20 protein-coding genes are annotated in these 12,731 nt (G+C 66.2%); all 20 read left to right on the forward strand.

Going from position 1 to position 12,731, the window contains the following annotated elements; genetic code table 11:
* Positions 1-2: 2 nt before the first annotated feature.
* The 20 genes from rpsG to ACIHAA_RS19275 all read left to right on the forward strand — a co-directional run bounded on the left by rpsG (position 3) and on the right by ACIHAA_RS19275 (position 12,677).
* A complete protein-coding gene (gene rpsG / locus ACIHAA_RS19180) occupies positions 3-473 on the forward strand; it encodes a 30S ribosomal protein S7 (RefSeq protein WP_073792897.1) in 471 nt (156 codons plus the stop codon).
* A gap of 39 nt (positions 474-512) precedes the next feature.
* A complete protein-coding gene (gene fusA, locus ACIHAA_RS19185) occupies positions 513-2,639 on the forward strand; it encodes an elongation factor G (RefSeq protein ID WP_399818600.1) in 2,127 nt (708 codons plus the stop codon).
* A 142-nt stretch (positions 2,640-2,781) separates the two neighbouring features.
* Positions 2,782-3,975: an elongation factor Tu gene (tuf, locus tag ACIHAA_RS19190; RefSeq protein WP_399818602.1), complete on the forward strand. Its 1,194-nt coding sequence runs from the start codon at positions 2,782-2,784 to the stop codon at positions 3,973-3,975.
* A gap of 235 nt (positions 3,976-4,210) precedes the next feature.
* Positions 4,211-5,086: a helix-turn-helix domain-containing protein gene (locus tag ACIHAA_RS19195; RefSeq protein WP_399818603.1), complete on the forward strand. Its 876-nt coding sequence runs from the start codon at positions 4,211-4,213 to the stop codon at positions 5,084-5,086.
* Complete coding sequence (locus ACIHAA_RS19200; RefSeq protein WP_399818605.1) at positions 5,083-5,292, forward strand: DUF397 domain-containing protein; 210 nt, start codon at positions 5,083-5,085, stop codon at positions 5,290-5,292. The genes ACIHAA_RS19195 and ACIHAA_RS19200 overlap by 4 nt, the downstream gene beginning before the upstream one ends.
* Before the next feature lie 445 nt (positions 5,293-5,737).
* On the forward strand, positions 5,738-6,046 hold the full coding sequence (rpsJ, locus tag ACIHAA_RS19205; RefSeq protein WP_003948644.1) for a 30S ribosomal protein S10: 309 nt from the start codon (positions 5,738-5,740) through the stop codon (positions 6,044-6,046).
* A gap of 18 nt (positions 6,047-6,064) precedes the next feature.
* Positions 6,065-6,709 (forward strand): 50S ribosomal protein L3, encoded by a 645-nt coding sequence (gene rplC / locus ACIHAA_RS19210; protein ID WP_399818606.1) that lies wholly within the window; start codon positions 6,065-6,067, stop codon positions 6,707-6,709.
* Between the two features lie 8 nt (positions 6,710-6,717).
* The gene (gene rplD / locus ACIHAA_RS19215) at positions 6,718-7,371 is read left to right on the forward strand and encodes a 50S ribosomal protein L4 (RefSeq protein WP_399818608.1); all 654 of its coding nucleotides are present in this window, start codon (positions 6,718-6,720) and stop codon (positions 7,369-7,371) included.
* Positions 7,371-7,790 carry a 50S ribosomal protein L23 gene (rplW, locus tag ACIHAA_RS19220; protein WP_399818610.1) on the forward strand — a complete coding sequence of 140 codons (420 nt, stop codon included), beginning with the start codon at positions 7,371-7,373 and terminating at the stop codon, positions 7,788-7,790. Before rplD ends, rplW begins: the two co-directional genes overlap by 1 nt.
* Before the next feature lie 38 nt (positions 7,791-7,828).
* Positions 7,829-8,665, forward strand: a complete 837-nt coding sequence (gene rplB, locus ACIHAA_RS19225) for a 50S ribosomal protein L2 (protein WP_399818612.1) — start codon at positions 7,829-7,831, stop codon at positions 8,663-8,665.
* A gap of 12 nt (positions 8,666-8,677) precedes the next feature.
* Positions 8,678-8,959, forward strand: a complete 282-nt coding sequence (gene rpsS / locus ACIHAA_RS19230) for a 30S ribosomal protein S19 (RefSeq protein ID WP_003974263.1) — start codon at positions 8,678-8,680, stop codon at positions 8,957-8,959.
* 44 nt (positions 8,960-9,003) lie between these two features.
* The gene (rplV, locus tag ACIHAA_RS19235) at positions 9,004-9,351 is read left to right on the forward strand and encodes a 50S ribosomal protein L22 (RefSeq protein ID WP_399818614.1); all 348 of its coding nucleotides are present in this window, start codon (positions 9,004-9,006) and stop codon (positions 9,349-9,351) included.
* Positions 9,351-10,175 carry a 30S ribosomal protein S3 gene (gene rpsC, locus ACIHAA_RS19240; RefSeq protein WP_399818615.1) on the forward strand — a complete coding sequence of 275 codons (825 nt, stop codon included), beginning with the start codon at positions 9,351-9,353 and terminating at the stop codon, positions 10,173-10,175. The genes rplV and rpsC overlap by 1 nt, the downstream gene beginning before the upstream one ends.
* A 5-nt stretch (positions 10,176-10,180) precedes the next feature.
* Entirely contained in the window at positions 10,181-10,600 is a 420-nt protein-coding gene (gene rplP / locus ACIHAA_RS19245; RefSeq protein WP_399818617.1) for a 50S ribosomal protein L16, read from the forward strand.
* Positions 10,600-10,824: a 50S ribosomal protein L29 gene (rpmC, locus tag ACIHAA_RS19250; RefSeq protein WP_054217228.1), complete on the forward strand. Its 225-nt coding sequence runs from the start codon at positions 10,600-10,602 to the stop codon at positions 10,822-10,824. Before rplP ends, rpmC begins: the two co-directional genes overlap by 1 nt.
* Positions 10,824-11,108 carry a 30S ribosomal protein S17 gene (rpsQ, locus tag ACIHAA_RS19255; RefSeq protein ID WP_153539280.1) on the forward strand — a complete coding sequence of 95 codons (285 nt, stop codon included), beginning with the start codon at positions 10,824-10,826 and terminating at the stop codon, positions 11,106-11,108. The genes rpmC and rpsQ overlap by 1 nt, the downstream gene beginning before the upstream one ends.
* A 129-nt stretch (positions 11,109-11,237) precedes the next feature.
* Positions 11,238-11,606, forward strand: coding sequence for a 50S ribosomal protein L14 (gene rplN / locus ACIHAA_RS19260; RefSeq protein WP_003998823.1), 369 nt, complete (start codon positions 11,238-11,240; stop codon positions 11,604-11,606).
* A 2-nt stretch (positions 11,607-11,608) separates the two neighbouring features.
* Complete coding sequence (rplX, locus tag ACIHAA_RS19265; RefSeq protein ID WP_399818619.1) at positions 11,609-11,932, forward strand: 50S ribosomal protein L24; 324 nt, start codon at positions 11,609-11,611, stop codon at positions 11,930-11,932.
* Positions 11,929-12,486: a 50S ribosomal protein L5 gene (rplE, locus tag ACIHAA_RS19270; RefSeq protein WP_399819068.1), complete on the forward strand. Its 558-nt coding sequence runs from the start codon at positions 11,929-11,931 to the stop codon at positions 12,484-12,486. The genes rplX and rplE overlap by 4 nt, the downstream gene beginning before the upstream one ends.
* A 5-nt stretch (positions 12,487-12,491) precedes the next feature.
* Positions 12,492-12,677 carry a type Z 30S ribosomal protein S14 gene (locus ACIHAA_RS19275; RefSeq protein ID WP_003956452.1) on the forward strand — a complete coding sequence of 62 codons (186 nt, stop codon included), beginning with the start codon at positions 12,492-12,494 and terminating at the stop codon, positions 12,675-12,677.
* Positions 12,678-12,731 lie beyond the last annotated feature (54 nt).

A 12,731-nucleotide genomic window follows, 5' to 3' on the forward strand; every position in this document is an offset into this window, starting at 1 on the left:
GAATGCCTCGTAAGGGCCCCGCCCCGAAGCGCCCGGTCATCATCGACCCGGTTTACGGCTCCCCTCTGGTGACCTCCCTGATCAACAAGGTGCTGCTGAACGGAAAGCGCTCCACCGCCGAGCGCATCGTTTACGGCGCCATGGAGGGCCTGCGCGACAAGACCGGCAATGACCCGGTCATCACGCTGAAGCGCGCTCTCGAGAACATCAAGCCGACCCTCGAGGTCAAGTCCCGCCGCGTCGGTGGTGCCACCTACCAGGTGCCGATCGAGGTCAAGCCGGGCCGCGCCAACACCCTGGCGCTGCGCTGGCTCGTGGGCTACTCCCGCGCCCGTCGCGAGAAGACCATGACCGAGCGTCTGCTCAACGAGCTTCTCGACGCTTCGAACGGCCTCGGTGCGGCCGTCAAGAAGCGCGAGGACACGCACAAGATGGCCGAGTCCAACAAGGCCTTCGCGCACTACCGCTGGTAGTCGCAGTCCACATCGAGACCGAGAGAAGACTGAAGCCTTATGGCTACCACTTCGCTTGACCTGGCCAAGGTGCGCAACATCGGCATCATGGCCCACATCGACGCGGGCAAGACGACCACCACCGAGCGGATCCTGTTCTACACCGGTGTGTCTTACAAGATCGGTGAGGTCCACGACGGCGCTGCCACCATGGACTGGATGGAGCAGGAGCAGGAGCGTGGCATCACGATCACCTCTGCTGCCACCACCTGCCACTGGCCGCTGGAAGACGTCGACCACACCATCAACATCATCGACACCCCGGGTCACGTCGACTTCACCGTCGAGGTGGAGCGCTCCCTGCGCGTGCTCGACGGTGCCGTGACGGTGTTCGACGGCGTCGCCGGTGTTGAGCCCCAGTCCGAGACGGTGTGGCGTCAGGCGGACCGCTACGGCGTTCCGCGCATCTGCTTCGTCAACAAGCTCGACCGCACCGGTGCCGAGTTCCACCGCTGTGTCGACATGATCTCCGACCGCCTGGGTGCGCAGCCGCTCGTCATGCAGCTGCCCATCGGCGCGGAGGCGGACTTCAAGGGCGTCATCGACCTCGTGACGATGAAGGCCTACGTCTGGTCCGCCGAGGCGACCAAGGGCGAGATGTACGACACCGTCGACATCCCGGCCACGCACACCGAGGCTGCCGACGAGTGGCGCGGCAAGCTGCTCGAGGCCGTCGCGGAGAACGACGAAGAGATCATGGAGCTGTACCTGGAGGGCGAGGAGCCTTCCGTGGAGCAGCTGTACGCCGCGATCCGTCGTATCACCATCGCGTCCGGCAAGGGCACCAGCACCACCGTCACCCCGGTGTTCTGCGGTACCGCGTTCAAGAACAAGGGCGTTCAGCCCCTGCTCGACGCCGTCGTGCGCTACCTCCCCTCCCCGCTGGACGTCGAGGCCATCGAGGGCCACGCCGTCAACAACGCGGACGAGGTCGTGAAGCGCAAGCCGTCCAACGAGGAGCCCCTCTCGGCGCTGGCGTTCAAGATCATGAGCGACCCGCACCTCGGCAAGCTCACCTTCGTCCGGGTGTACTCCGGCCGCCTGGAGTCCGGCTCTGCCGTGCTGAACTCCGTCAAGGGCCGGAAGGAGCGCATCGGCAAGATCTACCGTATGCACGCGAACAAGCGTGAGGAGATCGAGTCGGTGGGCGCCGGTGACATCGTCGCCGTCATGGGTCTGAAGCAGACCACGACCGGCGAGACGCTGTGCGACGACAAGCAGCCGGTGATCCTGGAGTCCATGGACTTCCCGGCGCCGGTCATCCAGGTCGCCATCGAGCCCAAGTCGAAGGGCGACCAGGAGAAGCTGGGCATCGCGATCCAGCGCCTGGCCGAGGAGGACCCGTCGTTCCAGGTCCACTCGGACCAGGAGACCGGTCAGACCATCATCGGCGGTATGGGCGAGCTGCACCTCGAGGTGCTGGTCGACCGCATGCGCCGTGAGTTCAAGGTCGAGGCCAACGTCGGCAAGCCCCAGGTCGCGTACCGCGAGACGATCCGCAAGGCCGTCGAGCGCCTCGACTACACGCACAAGAAGCAGACTGGTGGTACCGGCCAGTTCGCCAAGGTGCAGATCGCGATCGAGCCGCTCGAGGCCGGCGACACCTCGTACGAGTTCGTGAACCAGGTCAGCGGTGGCCGTATCCCGAAGGAGTACATCCCTTCGGTCGACGCCGGTGCCCAGGAGGCCATGCAGTTCGGCATCCTCGCCGGTTACGAGATGACCGGCGTGCGTGTCATCCTGCTCGACGGTGGTTACCACGAGGTCGACTCCTCCGAGCTGGCGTTCAAGATCGCTGGTTCGCAGGCCTTCAAGGAGGCCGCCCGCAAGGCCAGCCCCGTGCTGCTCGAGCCGATGATGGCCGTTGAGGTCACCACGCCCGAGGACTACATGGGCGAGGTCATCGGTGACATCAACTCCCGCCGTGGCCAGATTCAGGCCATGGAGGAGCGTGCCGGCGCCCGCGTCGTAAAGGGCCTGGTTCCGCTGTCGGAGATGTTCGGCTACGTCGGCGACCTCCGCAGCAAGACGTCGGGTCGCGCGAGCTACTCGATGCAGTTCGACTCCTACGCCGAGGTTCCGCGGAACGTCGCCGAGGAGATCATCGCGAAGGCCAAGGGCGAGTAACGCACCCCGTCACCACGCCTTAGGCTTGACACCGACCGCCGGGGGTCCTTCCTCGTGAAGGGCCCCGGCGGGCGGCACCCCAGCAAAGATCACCTGGCGCCGATGAGTAAGGCGTACAGAACCACTCCACAGGAGGACCCCAGTGGCGAAGGCGAAGTTCGAGCGGACTAAGCCGCACGTCAACATCGGCACCATCGGTCACATCGACCACGGTAAGACGACCCTCACGGCCGCCATTACCAAGGTGCTGCACGACGCGTACCCGGACCTCAACGAGGCCACCGCGTTCGACAACATCGACAAGGCGCCCGAGGAGCGCCAGCGCGGTATCACCATCTCCATCGCGCACGTCGAGTACCAGACCGAGTCGCGTCACTACGCCCACGTCGACTGCCCCGGTCACGCGGACTACATCAAGAACATGATCACCGGTGCCGCCCAGATGGACGGCGCGATCCTGGTGGTCGCCGCGACCGACGGCCCGATGCCGCAGACCAAGGAGCACGTGCTCCTGGCCCGCCAGGTCGGCGTTCCGTACATCGTCGTCGCCCTGAACAAGGCCGACATGGTGGACGACGAGGAGATCCTGGAGCTCGTCGAGCTCGAGGTCCGTGAGCTCCTCACCGAGTACGAGTTCCCGGGCGACGACGTTCCGGTCGTCAAGGTCTCCGCTCTGAAGGCCCTCGAGGGCGAGAAGGAGTGGGTGGACTCCGTCCTCAGCCTGATGGCCGCCGTCGACGAGTCGATCCCGCAGCCCGAGCGCGACGTCGACAAGCCGTTCCTGATGCCGATCGAGGACGTCTTCACGATCACCGGTCGTGGCACCGTCGTCACCGGTCGTATCGAGCGTGGTGTCCTCAAGGTCAACGAGACCGTCGACATCATCGGCATCAAGACCGAGAAGACCACCACCACGGTCACCGGCATCGAGATGTTCCGCAAGCTGCTCGACGAGGGCCAGGCCGGTGAGAACGTCGGTCTGCTCCTCCGTGGCATCAAGCGCGAGGACGTCGAGCGCGGCCAGGTCATCATCAAGCCGGGCTCGGTCACCCCGCACACCGAGTTCGAGGCGCAGGCCTACATCCTGTCCAAGGACGAGGGTGGCCGCCACACGCCGTTCTTCAACAACTACCGTCCGCAGTTCTACTTCCGCACGACGGACGTGACCGGCGTGGTGACCCTCCCCGAGGGCACCGAGATGGTCATGCCGGGTGACAACACCGAGATGAAGGTGGACCTCATCCAGCCCGTCGCCATGGAAGAGGGCCTGAAGTTCGCCATCCGTGAGGGTGGCCGCACGGTGGGCGCCGGCCAGGTCACCAAGATCGTCAAGTAAGTACTCCTTGCTCTGACGGTCACTCGCTGACCTGAAGAGGCCCGTACGACTCCGGTCGTACGGGCCTCTTCGCGTTCCCGCCCCCGCGGTGACCGCGGGCCCCTGCGGTGAGGGGTGATCGCACGGTCGCGCGCGGTGACTGTCGGCGGCTTGTCCAGCACTGTCCGGGCTGCCTGACTCGTTACCGGGGGAGGGGCGTCGCGGGACGCGCGCGGGACTACGGAGGGGGCACAGGGTGTCGGTGGACGACGAGGCGGGACAGCTCCAGGGGGAGGCGGACGAGCCGGGCTGGGAGGTGGATCCGGACGACGAGTGGGGTGTGGCCGTACTGGCCACGGTGGGGCGGCAGCTGAAGCTGCGCAGGGAGGCCGCGGGCCTACGGGCCGCCGAGTTCGGTAACGCCATCGGGTACGGCGAGGACCTGGTCTACAAGGTGGAGGGAGGGAGGCGGATCCCGCGGCAGGACTACCTGCTACGGGCCGACGAGGTACTGGACGCGGGCGGCCTCATCACGGCGACCTGGGAGGACGTACGGCGGGTCCGGTATCCGAAGAAGGTTCGGGAGCTGGGCAAGATGGAAGCCAGGGCGGTCGAGATTGCTCTGTACGAGTGCCACATCATCCCCGGGCTGCTACAGACCTCCGATCACGCACGCTCCGTGATCGGTGCGGCTCAGCCGCCGTACTCGCCGGACGATGTGGAGCGCATGGTGGCCGCACGTCTGGCCAGGCAGTCCGTCTTCGAACGCTCGCCCGCTCCGGCGCTGAGCTTCGTGCTGGAGGAGGGGGTTCTGCGGCGGCCCATCGGGGGCACAATGGCGTGGCGTCAGCAGCTCGAACACCTACTGGCGGTAGGGCGGTTGCACAACGTCGTACTCCAGGTGATGCCGTTGCACTGCGACACGCATTCGGGCCTTGACGGTCGGATCGAACTGCTGAAGTTCCCGGACGGCACAGCGGTCGGCCGCTCGGACGGTGCCTTCAGCGGTCGGCCGACCTCCGATCCCAAACACCTGCGCATCCTTGAACTGCGATATGGCACCATCCGGGCTCAGGCGCTCTCTCCAGGGGAGTCGCTGGCCCTTATTGAGCAACTGCTGGGAGAGACATGATCCGCAAGACCACGGCCGGGGACTCTTCCGAGCTGGTGTGGTTCAAGAGCAGCTACAGCGGCGGCAACGACGGCAACTCCTGTGTCGAGCTGGCCGTGGCGCCCGGTGCCGTGCTCGTCCGGGACTCCAAGGAGACCGCGGGCCCGCGGCTGGCGATGAGCCCCGCTGCGTGGTCGGCCTTCGTGCCGTACGCGGCCGGGAGCTGAGCTTCGGGGCGGGACACGGCGGCTCGCCGGTTTGACCTGTGCCACTCCCGGGGTATTCTCTCCGGCCCGATTGGCCAGGCCCCCGCCCCGTATGGCAGACTAGCGGGGTTGCTCGGTCGAGTGTTGATGCTGCGCGCCTCCCGCCGGGAGGACCGGAAGCGAGTCCCACAGTACTCGTCGTCCTAACTGCCTCACGGCAGCACTGGGACGGACGTACGGGAATCTTCCGGGAAGTGTGAGCGCGACACCGGCCAGGCACCCGGTGGGCTCTCCGCCCCCGGTCCCACAGTTCCGGAAGGGCTGTGTCCAATCCCGGACAGGGGATGTTCGAACAAGGGACATCCATGTCAGCGGAGGTGCGACACGCCCGACCGCGTGGGTCGGAGAACGGGGCCGGAACCGCCGGGTTCCAGAGCGTAAGAAGAGACAGGACTACGAAGTAGCCATGGCGGGACAGAAGATCCGCATCCGGCTCAAGGCCTACGACCACGAGGTCATCGACTCTTCGGCGAAGAAGATCGTCGAGACGGTGACTCGCACTGGTGCGTCGGTCGCGGGCCCGGTGCCGCTGCCCACTGAGAAGAACGTGTACTGCGTCATCAAGTCGCCGCACAAGTACAAGGACTCGCGCGAGCACTTCGAGATGCGCACGCACAAGCGCCTGATCGACATTCTCGACCCGACGCCCAAGACCGTTGACTCCCTGATGCGACTCGACCTCCCGGCCGGTGTCGACATCGAGATCAAGCTCTGAGGGCCGGTGATCTGAAGAATGGCTAAGCAGATCAAGGGCATCCTGGGCGAGAAGCTCGGCATGACGCAGGTCTGGGACGCGAACAACCGTGTCGTCCCCGTGACCGTCGTCAAGGCCGGCCCCAACGTCGTCACCCAGGTCCGTACGAACGACGCCGACGGCTACGAGTCGGTCCAGATCGCCTTCGGCGAGATCGACCCGCGCAAGGTGAACAAGCCCCTCAAGGGCCACTTCGCCAAGGCCGACGTCACCCCGCGCCGTCACCTCGTCGAGATCCGCACCGCGGATGCCGCCGAGTACACCCTCGGCCAGGAGATCACCGCTGAGGTGTTCGAGGCCGGCGTGAAGGTCGACGTCACCGGCAAGAGCAAGGGCAAGGGCTTCGCCGGTGTCATGAAGCGTCACAACTTCAAGGGCCTCGGCGCCGGTCACGGCGTTCAGCGCAAGCACCGCTCTCCCGGTTCCATCGGTGGCTGTGCCACCCCGGGCCGTGTGTTCAAGGGCGTCCGCATGGCGGGTCGCATGGGCAACGAGCGCGTCACCACCCAGAACCTGACCGTCCACGCCGTTGACGCGGAGAAGGGTCTGCTGCTCATCAAGGGCGCGGTTCCCGGTCCGAACGGCGGCCTCGTCCTGGTCCGCACCGCGGCCAAGGGGGCCTGAGGTAACCGATGAGCACTGTTGACATCCTTTCGCCGGCGGGCGAGAAGGCCGGTTCCGTCGAGCTCCCCGCGGAGATCTTCGACGTTGAGAAGGTCAGCGTTCCGCTGATCCACCAGGTCGTCGTCGCCCAGCTGGCCGCTGCCCGCCAGGGCACGCACAAGACGAAGACCCGTGGCGAGGTCCGTGGTGGCGGCAAGAAGCCGTACCGCCAGAAGGGCACCGGTCGCGCCCGTCAGGGTTCGACCCGCGCGCCGCAGTTCGCCGGTGGTGGCGTCGTGCACGGTCCCGTGCCGCGCGACTACTCGCAGCGGACCCCCAAGAAGATGAAGGCCGCGGCCCTGCGCCACGCCCTCACCGACCGGGCCCGCAACAACCGCATCCACGTCGTCAGCGACGTGGTCGAGTCGGACGTCTCCACCAAGGCCGCCAAGGCTCTCCTCGGCAAGATCAGCGAGCGCAAGAACGTGCTCCTGGTCGTCGAGCGTGAGAACGAGAAGGCCCTGCTGTCCGCTCGCAACCTGCCCCAGGTCCACATCCTGGAGCCGGGCCAGCTGAACACGTACGACGTGATCGTCTCCGACGACGTGGTCTTCACCCAGGCCGCTTTCGAGTCCTTCGTGTCCGGCCCGAAGGCCAACGACACCGAAGGGAGCGAGGTCTGATGGCCATCCGTCACCCCGCCATTGCCTCGAAGGCCGCCAAGGCCGCCAAGGCCGCGCGCGTCGCCAAGGCGCGTCGTCACGCCGCCGAGGGCAAGAACACCGTCGTCACCCCGGCGAGCAAGGCGTACACGGACCCCCGTGACGTGCTGCTGAAGCCGGTCGTGTCGGAGAAGAGCTACGCGCTCCTGGACGATAACAAGTACACGTTCATCGTCGACCCGAACGCCAACAAGACCCAGATCAAGCAGGCCGTCCAGGCGGTCTTCTCGGTCAAGGTCACCGGGGTCAACACGATCAACCGCCAGGGCAAGCGGAAGCGCACGAAGACCGGCTTCGGTCAGCGTGCCGCGACCAAGCGCGCGATCGTGACCCTCGCCGAGGGCGACCGTATCGACATCTTCGGCGGTCCGACCGCGTAAGCGGGTCGGATCGTCCGATATCGGACGAGGACTGAGAAATGGGAATCCGCAAGTACAAGCCGACTACGCCGGGCCGTCGTGGCGCCAGCGTCGCCGACTTCGTCGAGGTCACGCGGTCCACGCCGGAGAAGTCGCTGGTCCGCCCGCTGCACAACAAGGGCGGCCGTAACAACACCGGTCGTGTGACCGTTCGCCACCAGGGTGGCGGACACAAGCGCGCCTTCCGCGTGATCGACTTCCGTCGTCACGACAAGGACGGCGTGCCGGCGAAGGTCGCGCACATCGAGTACGACCCCAACCGCACCGCGCGCATCGCGCTCCTGCACTACGCGGACGGCGAGAAGCGCTACATCCTCGCGCCGCGTGGCCTGAGCCAGGGCGACCGCGTGGAGAACGGCCCCGGGGCCGACATCAAGCCGGGCAACAACCTTGCCCTGCGCAACATCCCGGTCGGTACGACCCTGCACGCCATCGAGCTGCGTCCGGGCGGCGGCGCCAAGTTCGCCCGCTCGGCAGGTGCCTCCGTGCAGCTGCTCGCGAAGGAGGGCGCCTACGCCCACCTGCGCATGCCGTCGGGTGAGATCCGCCTGGTCGACGTCCGCTGCCGCGCCACTGTGGGCGAGGTCGGCAACGCCGAGCAGTCGAACATCAACTGGGGCAAGGCCGGCCGCATGCGCTGGAAGGGCGTTCGCCCCTCCGTGCGTGGTGTGGTCATGAACCCTGTCGACCACCCGCACGGTGGTGGTGAGGGACGTACCTCTGGTGGCCGCCACCCGGTGTCCCCGTGGGGTCAGAAGGAAGGCCGTACTCGTTCCGCCAAGAAGGCGAGCAACAAGTACATCGTCCGCCGCCGCAAGACGAACAAGAAGCGCTAAGGACGGGTTGAGATGCCTCGTAGCTTGAAGAAGGGGCCCTTCGTCGACGACCACCTGATCAAGAAGGTGGACACGCAGAACGAAGCCGGCACCAAGAACGTCATCAAGACCTGGTCCCGTCGCTCGATGATCGTCCCGGCCATGCTCGGCCACACGATCGCGGTGCACAACGGCAAGACCCACATCCCGGTGTTTGTCACCGAGTCGATGGTCGGCCACAAGCTCGGCGAGTTCTCGCCGACCCGCACCTTCCGGGGCCACGTCAAGGACGACCGGAAGTCGAAGCGCCGCTAGCCGGCGGGGTGCAAACGACCATGACAAACATTGAAGGGACAACCATGGAAGCCAGGGCCCAGGCGCGGTACATCCGCGTCACGCCCATGAAGGCCCGCCGTGTGGTGGACCTCATCCGCGGCATGGGCGCCGCGGAGGCTCAGGCGGTCCTGCGTTTCGCCCCGCAGGCCGCGAGCGTGCCGGTGGGCAAGGTGCTGGACAGCGCCATTGCCAACGCCGCGCACAACTACGACCACACCGATGTCGACAGCCTTTACATTGCTGAGGCGTACGTCGACGAGGGCCCGACCCTGAAGCGGTTCCGTCCGCGTGCCCAGGGCCGTGCCTACCGGATCCGCAAGCGGACCAGCCACATCACCGTGGTCGTCAGCAGCAAGGAAGGAACCCGGTAATGGGCCAGAAGGTAAACCCGCATGGGTTCCGGCTCGGTATCACGACCGACTTCAAGTCGCGTTGGTACGCCGACAAGCTGTACAAGGACTACGTCAAGGAAGACGTCGCCATCCGTCGGATGATGACGTCCGGCATGGAGCGCGCCGGTATCTCCAAGGTGGAGATCGAGCGCACCCGTGACCGTGTCCGCGTGGACATCCACACCGCGCGTCCGGGCATCGTCATCGGCCGCCGTGGCGCCGAGGCCGACCGCATCCGCGGTGACCTCGAGAAGCTCACGGGCAAGCAGGTCCAGCTGAACATCCTCGAGGTCAAGAACCCCGAGACGGATGCTCAGCTCGTGGCCCAGGCCGTTGCCGAGCAGCTCTCCTCCCGTGTCTCCTTCCGTCGCGCCATGCGTAAGAGCATGCAGTCGTCGATGAAGGCGGGCGCCAAGGGCATCAAGATCCAGTGCGGCGGCCGCCTCGGTGGCGCCGAGATGTCCCGCTCGGAGTTCTACCGCGAGGGCCGTGTGCCCCTGCACACGCTCCGCGCGAACGTGGACTACGGCTTCTTCGAGGCCAAGACGACCTTCGGCCGCATCGGTGTGAAGGTCTGGATCTACAAGGGCGACGTCAAGAACATCGCCGAGGTCCGCGCCGAGAACGCTGCCGCCCGTGCGGGTAACCGCCCGGCCCGCGGTGGCGCCGACCGCCCGGCCCGTGGTGGCCGTGGCGGCGAGCGGCGCGGTCGCAAGCCGCAGCAGGCTGCCGGCGCCGAGGCCCCCAAGGCCGAGGCTCCCGCGTCCGCCGCTCCGGCTGAGAGCACCGGAACGGAGGCCTGACCGAAATGCTGATCCCCCGTAGGGTCAAGCACCGCAAGCAGCACCACCCGAAGCGCGATGGTATGGCCAAGGGTGGAACGCAGGTTGCGTTCGGCGAGTACGGCATCCAGGCCATGACCCCGGCCTACGTGACGAACCGCCAGATCGAGGCGGCTCGTATCGCGATGACCCGCCACATCAAGCGTGGCGGCAAGGTCTGGATCAACATCTACCCGGACCGTCCGCTGACCAAGAAGCCCGCCGAGACCCGCATGGGTTCCGGTAAGGGTTCGCCGGAGTGGTGGATCGCGAACGTCAAGCCCGGTCGCGTGATGTTCGAGCTGTCCTACCCCAATGAGAAGATCGCCCGTGAGGCGCTCCTTCGCGCGGCCCACAAGCTGCCGATGAAGTGCCGGATCGTCAAGCGCGAGGCAGGTGAAGCGTGATGTCGGCCGGTACCAAGGCGTCCGAGCTGCGCGAGCTGGGCAACGAGGAGCTTCTGGACAAGCTCCGCGAGGCCAAGGAAGAGCTGTTCAATCTCCGCTTCCAGGCGGCGACTGGCCAGCTCGAGAACCACGGCCGTCTGAAGGCGGTCCGCAAGGACATCGCGCGGATCTACACCCTGATGCGCGAGCGTGAGCTGGGCATCGAAACGGTGGAGAACGCCTGATGAGCGAGAAGAACGTGACTGAGAACACTGAGGCGCGCGGCTTCCGCAAGACCCGCGAGGGTCTCGTCGTCAGCGACAAGATGGACAAGACCGTCGTCGTCGCCGTCGAGGACCGCGTCAAGCACGCGCTGTACGGCAAGGTCATCCGCCGTACGAACAAGCTCAAGGCGCACGACGAGCAGAACGCCGCGGGTGTCGGCGACCGCGTCCTCCTGATGGAGACCCGGCCGCTGTCCGCGACCAAGCGCTGGCGCGTCGTCGAGATCCTCGAGAAGGCCAAGTAGGTAATTCCCGCAAGGGAATTCCAAAAAGTACGTTCCTGCGGGGCGCCCCTCGCAGGACAGTTCCGCCAGGCTCCGGGGGCCGCTCGCTGAGCGGCCCCCGGGGAACCGGCAGACAAACAGGAGATAGACGTGATCCAGCAGGAGTCGCGACTGCGTGTCGCCGACAACACTGGTGCGAAGGAAATCCTTTGCATCCGTGTGCTCGGTGGCTCCGGTCGCCGCTACGCGGGCATCGGTGACGTCATCGTCGCCACCGTCAAGGACGCGATCCCCGGTGGCAACGTGAAGAAGGGTGACGTCGTCAAGGCGGTCATCGTTCGCACCGTCAAGGAGCGCCGTCGTCCGGACGGCTCGTACATCCGCTTCGACGAGAACGCCGCCGTCATTCTGAAGAACGACGGCGACCCTCGCGGCACCCGTATCTTCGGCCCGGTCGGCCGTGAGCTGCGCGAGAAGAAGTTCATGAAGATCATCTCGCTCGCGCCGGAGGTGCTGTAAGCATGAAGATCAAGAAGGGTGACCTGGTCCAGGTCATCACCGGCAAGGACAAGGGCAAGCAGGGCAAGGTCATTGCCGCTTACCCGCGCGACGAGCGCGTCCTGGTCGAGGGTGTCAACCGGGTCAAGAAGCACACCAAGGCCGGCCCGACCGCCACTGGCTCCCAGGCCGGCGGCATCGTGACCACCGAGGCCCCGATCCACGTGTCCAACGTTCAGCTGGTCGTGGAGCAGGACGGTCAGAAGGTCGTCACGCGTGTCGGTTACCGCTTCGACGAGAACGGCAACAAGATCCGCGTTGCCAAGCGGACGGGTGAGGACATCTGATGGCTACCACCACTCCGCGTCTCAAGCAGAAGTACCGCGACGAGATCGCCCCCAAGATGCGTGACGAGTTCAAGTACGAGAACGTCATGCAGATTCCGGGCCTCGTCAAGATCGTGGTCAACATGGGTGTGGGCGACGCCGCCCGCGACTCCAAGCTGATGGACGGCGCCGTGCGCGACCTCACCACGATCACCGGTCAGAAGCCGGCCGTCACCAAGGCCCGCAAGTCCATCGCGCAGTTCAAGCTGCGTGAGGGCCAGCCGATCGGTGCCCACGTCACGCTTCGTGGCGACCGCATGTGGGAGTTCCTGGACCGCACCCTGTCGCTCGCGCTCCCGCGCATCCGCGACTTCCGCGGCCTGTCCCCCAAGCAGTTCGACGGCCGTGGCAACTACACCTTCGGTCTCACGGAGCAGGTCATGTTCCACGAGATCGACCAGGACAAGATCGACCGCGTCCGGGGTATGGACATCACCGTGGTCACCACGGCGACCAACGACGCTGAGGGCCGCGCGCTCCTTCGTCACCTCGGCTTCCCGTTCAAGGAGGCGTAAGCGAGATGGCGAAGAAGGCTCTGATTGCCAAGGCTGCTCGTAAGCCCAAGTTCGGTGTGCGTGCGTACACCCGCTGCCAGCGCTGCGGCCGTCCGCACTCCGTGTACCGCAAGTTCGGCCTGTGCCGCGTGTGCCTTCGTGAGATGGCTCACCGTGGCGAGCTGCCGGGCGTGACCAAGAGCTCCTGGTAACAACCCACTTGGGTTGAAGCCGGGCTCTCGGTAAGCATCTGGGTCGGCAGGCGG

It is taken from the genome of Streptomyces sp. NPDC052040 (genome assembly GCF_044548405.1).
GTDB lineage: Bacteria > Actinomycetota > Actinomycetes > Streptomycetales > Streptomycetaceae > Streptomyces.

Bases quoted from the DNA above. Each gene is read 5' to 3' on its own strand.
- rpsQ (WP_153539280.1), top strand. From the start codon at position 10,824: ATGAGCGAGAAGAACGTGACTGAGAACACTGAGGCGCGCGGCTTCCGC.
- rplC (WP_399818606.1), top strand. From the start codon at position 6,065: ATGGCTAAGCAGATCAAGGGCATCCTGGGCGAGAAGCTCGGCATGACG.
- ACIHAA_RS19200 (WP_399818605.1), top strand. From the start codon at position 5,083: ATGATCCGCAAGACCACGGCCGGGGACTCTTCCGAGCTGGTGTGGTTC.
- rplX (WP_399818619.1), top strand. From the start codon at position 11,609: ATGAAGATCAAGAAGGGTGACCTGGTCCAGGTCATCACCGGCAAGGAC.
- rplB (WP_399818612.1), top strand. From the start codon at position 7,829: ATGGGAATCCGCAAGTACAAGCCGACTACGCCGGGCCGTCGTGGCGCC.
- rpsJ (WP_003948644.1), top strand. From the start codon at position 5,738: ATGGCGGGACAGAAGATCCGCATCCGGCTCAAGGCCTACGACCACGAG.
- rpsG (WP_073792897.1), top strand. From the start codon at position 3: ATGCCTCGTAAGGGCCCCGCCCCGAAGCGCCCGGTCATCATCGACCCG.
- rpsC (WP_399818615.1), top strand. From the start codon at position 9,351: ATGGGCCAGAAGGTAAACCCGCATGGGTTCCGGCTCGGTATCACGACC.
- rpsS (WP_003974263.1), top strand. From the start codon at position 8,678: ATGCCTCGTAGCTTGAAGAAGGGGCCCTTCGTCGACGACCACCTGATC.
- rplD (WP_399818608.1), top strand. From the start codon at position 6,718: ATGAGCACTGTTGACATCCTTTCGCCGGCGGGCGAGAAGGCCGGTTCC.
- rplP (WP_399818617.1), top strand. From the start codon at position 10,181: ATGCTGATCCCCCGTAGGGTCAAGCACCGCAAGCAGCACCACCCGAAG.
- rplV (WP_399818614.1), top strand. From the start codon at position 9,004: ATGGAAGCCAGGGCCCAGGCGCGGTACATCCGCGTCACGCCCATGAAG.
- rplW (WP_399818610.1), top strand. From the start codon at position 7,371: ATGGCCATCCGTCACCCCGCCATTGCCTCGAAGGCCGCCAAGGCCGCC.
- rpmC (WP_054217228.1), top strand. From the start codon at position 10,600: ATGTCGGCCGGTACCAAGGCGTCCGAGCTGCGCGAGCTGGGCAACGAG.
- ACIHAA_RS19275 (WP_003956452.1), top strand. From the start codon at position 12,492: ATGGCGAAGAAGGCTCTGATTGCCAAGGCTGCTCGTAAGCCCAAGTTC.
- fusA (WP_399818600.1), top strand. From the start codon at position 513: ATGGCTACCACTTCGCTTGACCTGGCCAAGGTGCGCAACATCGGCATC.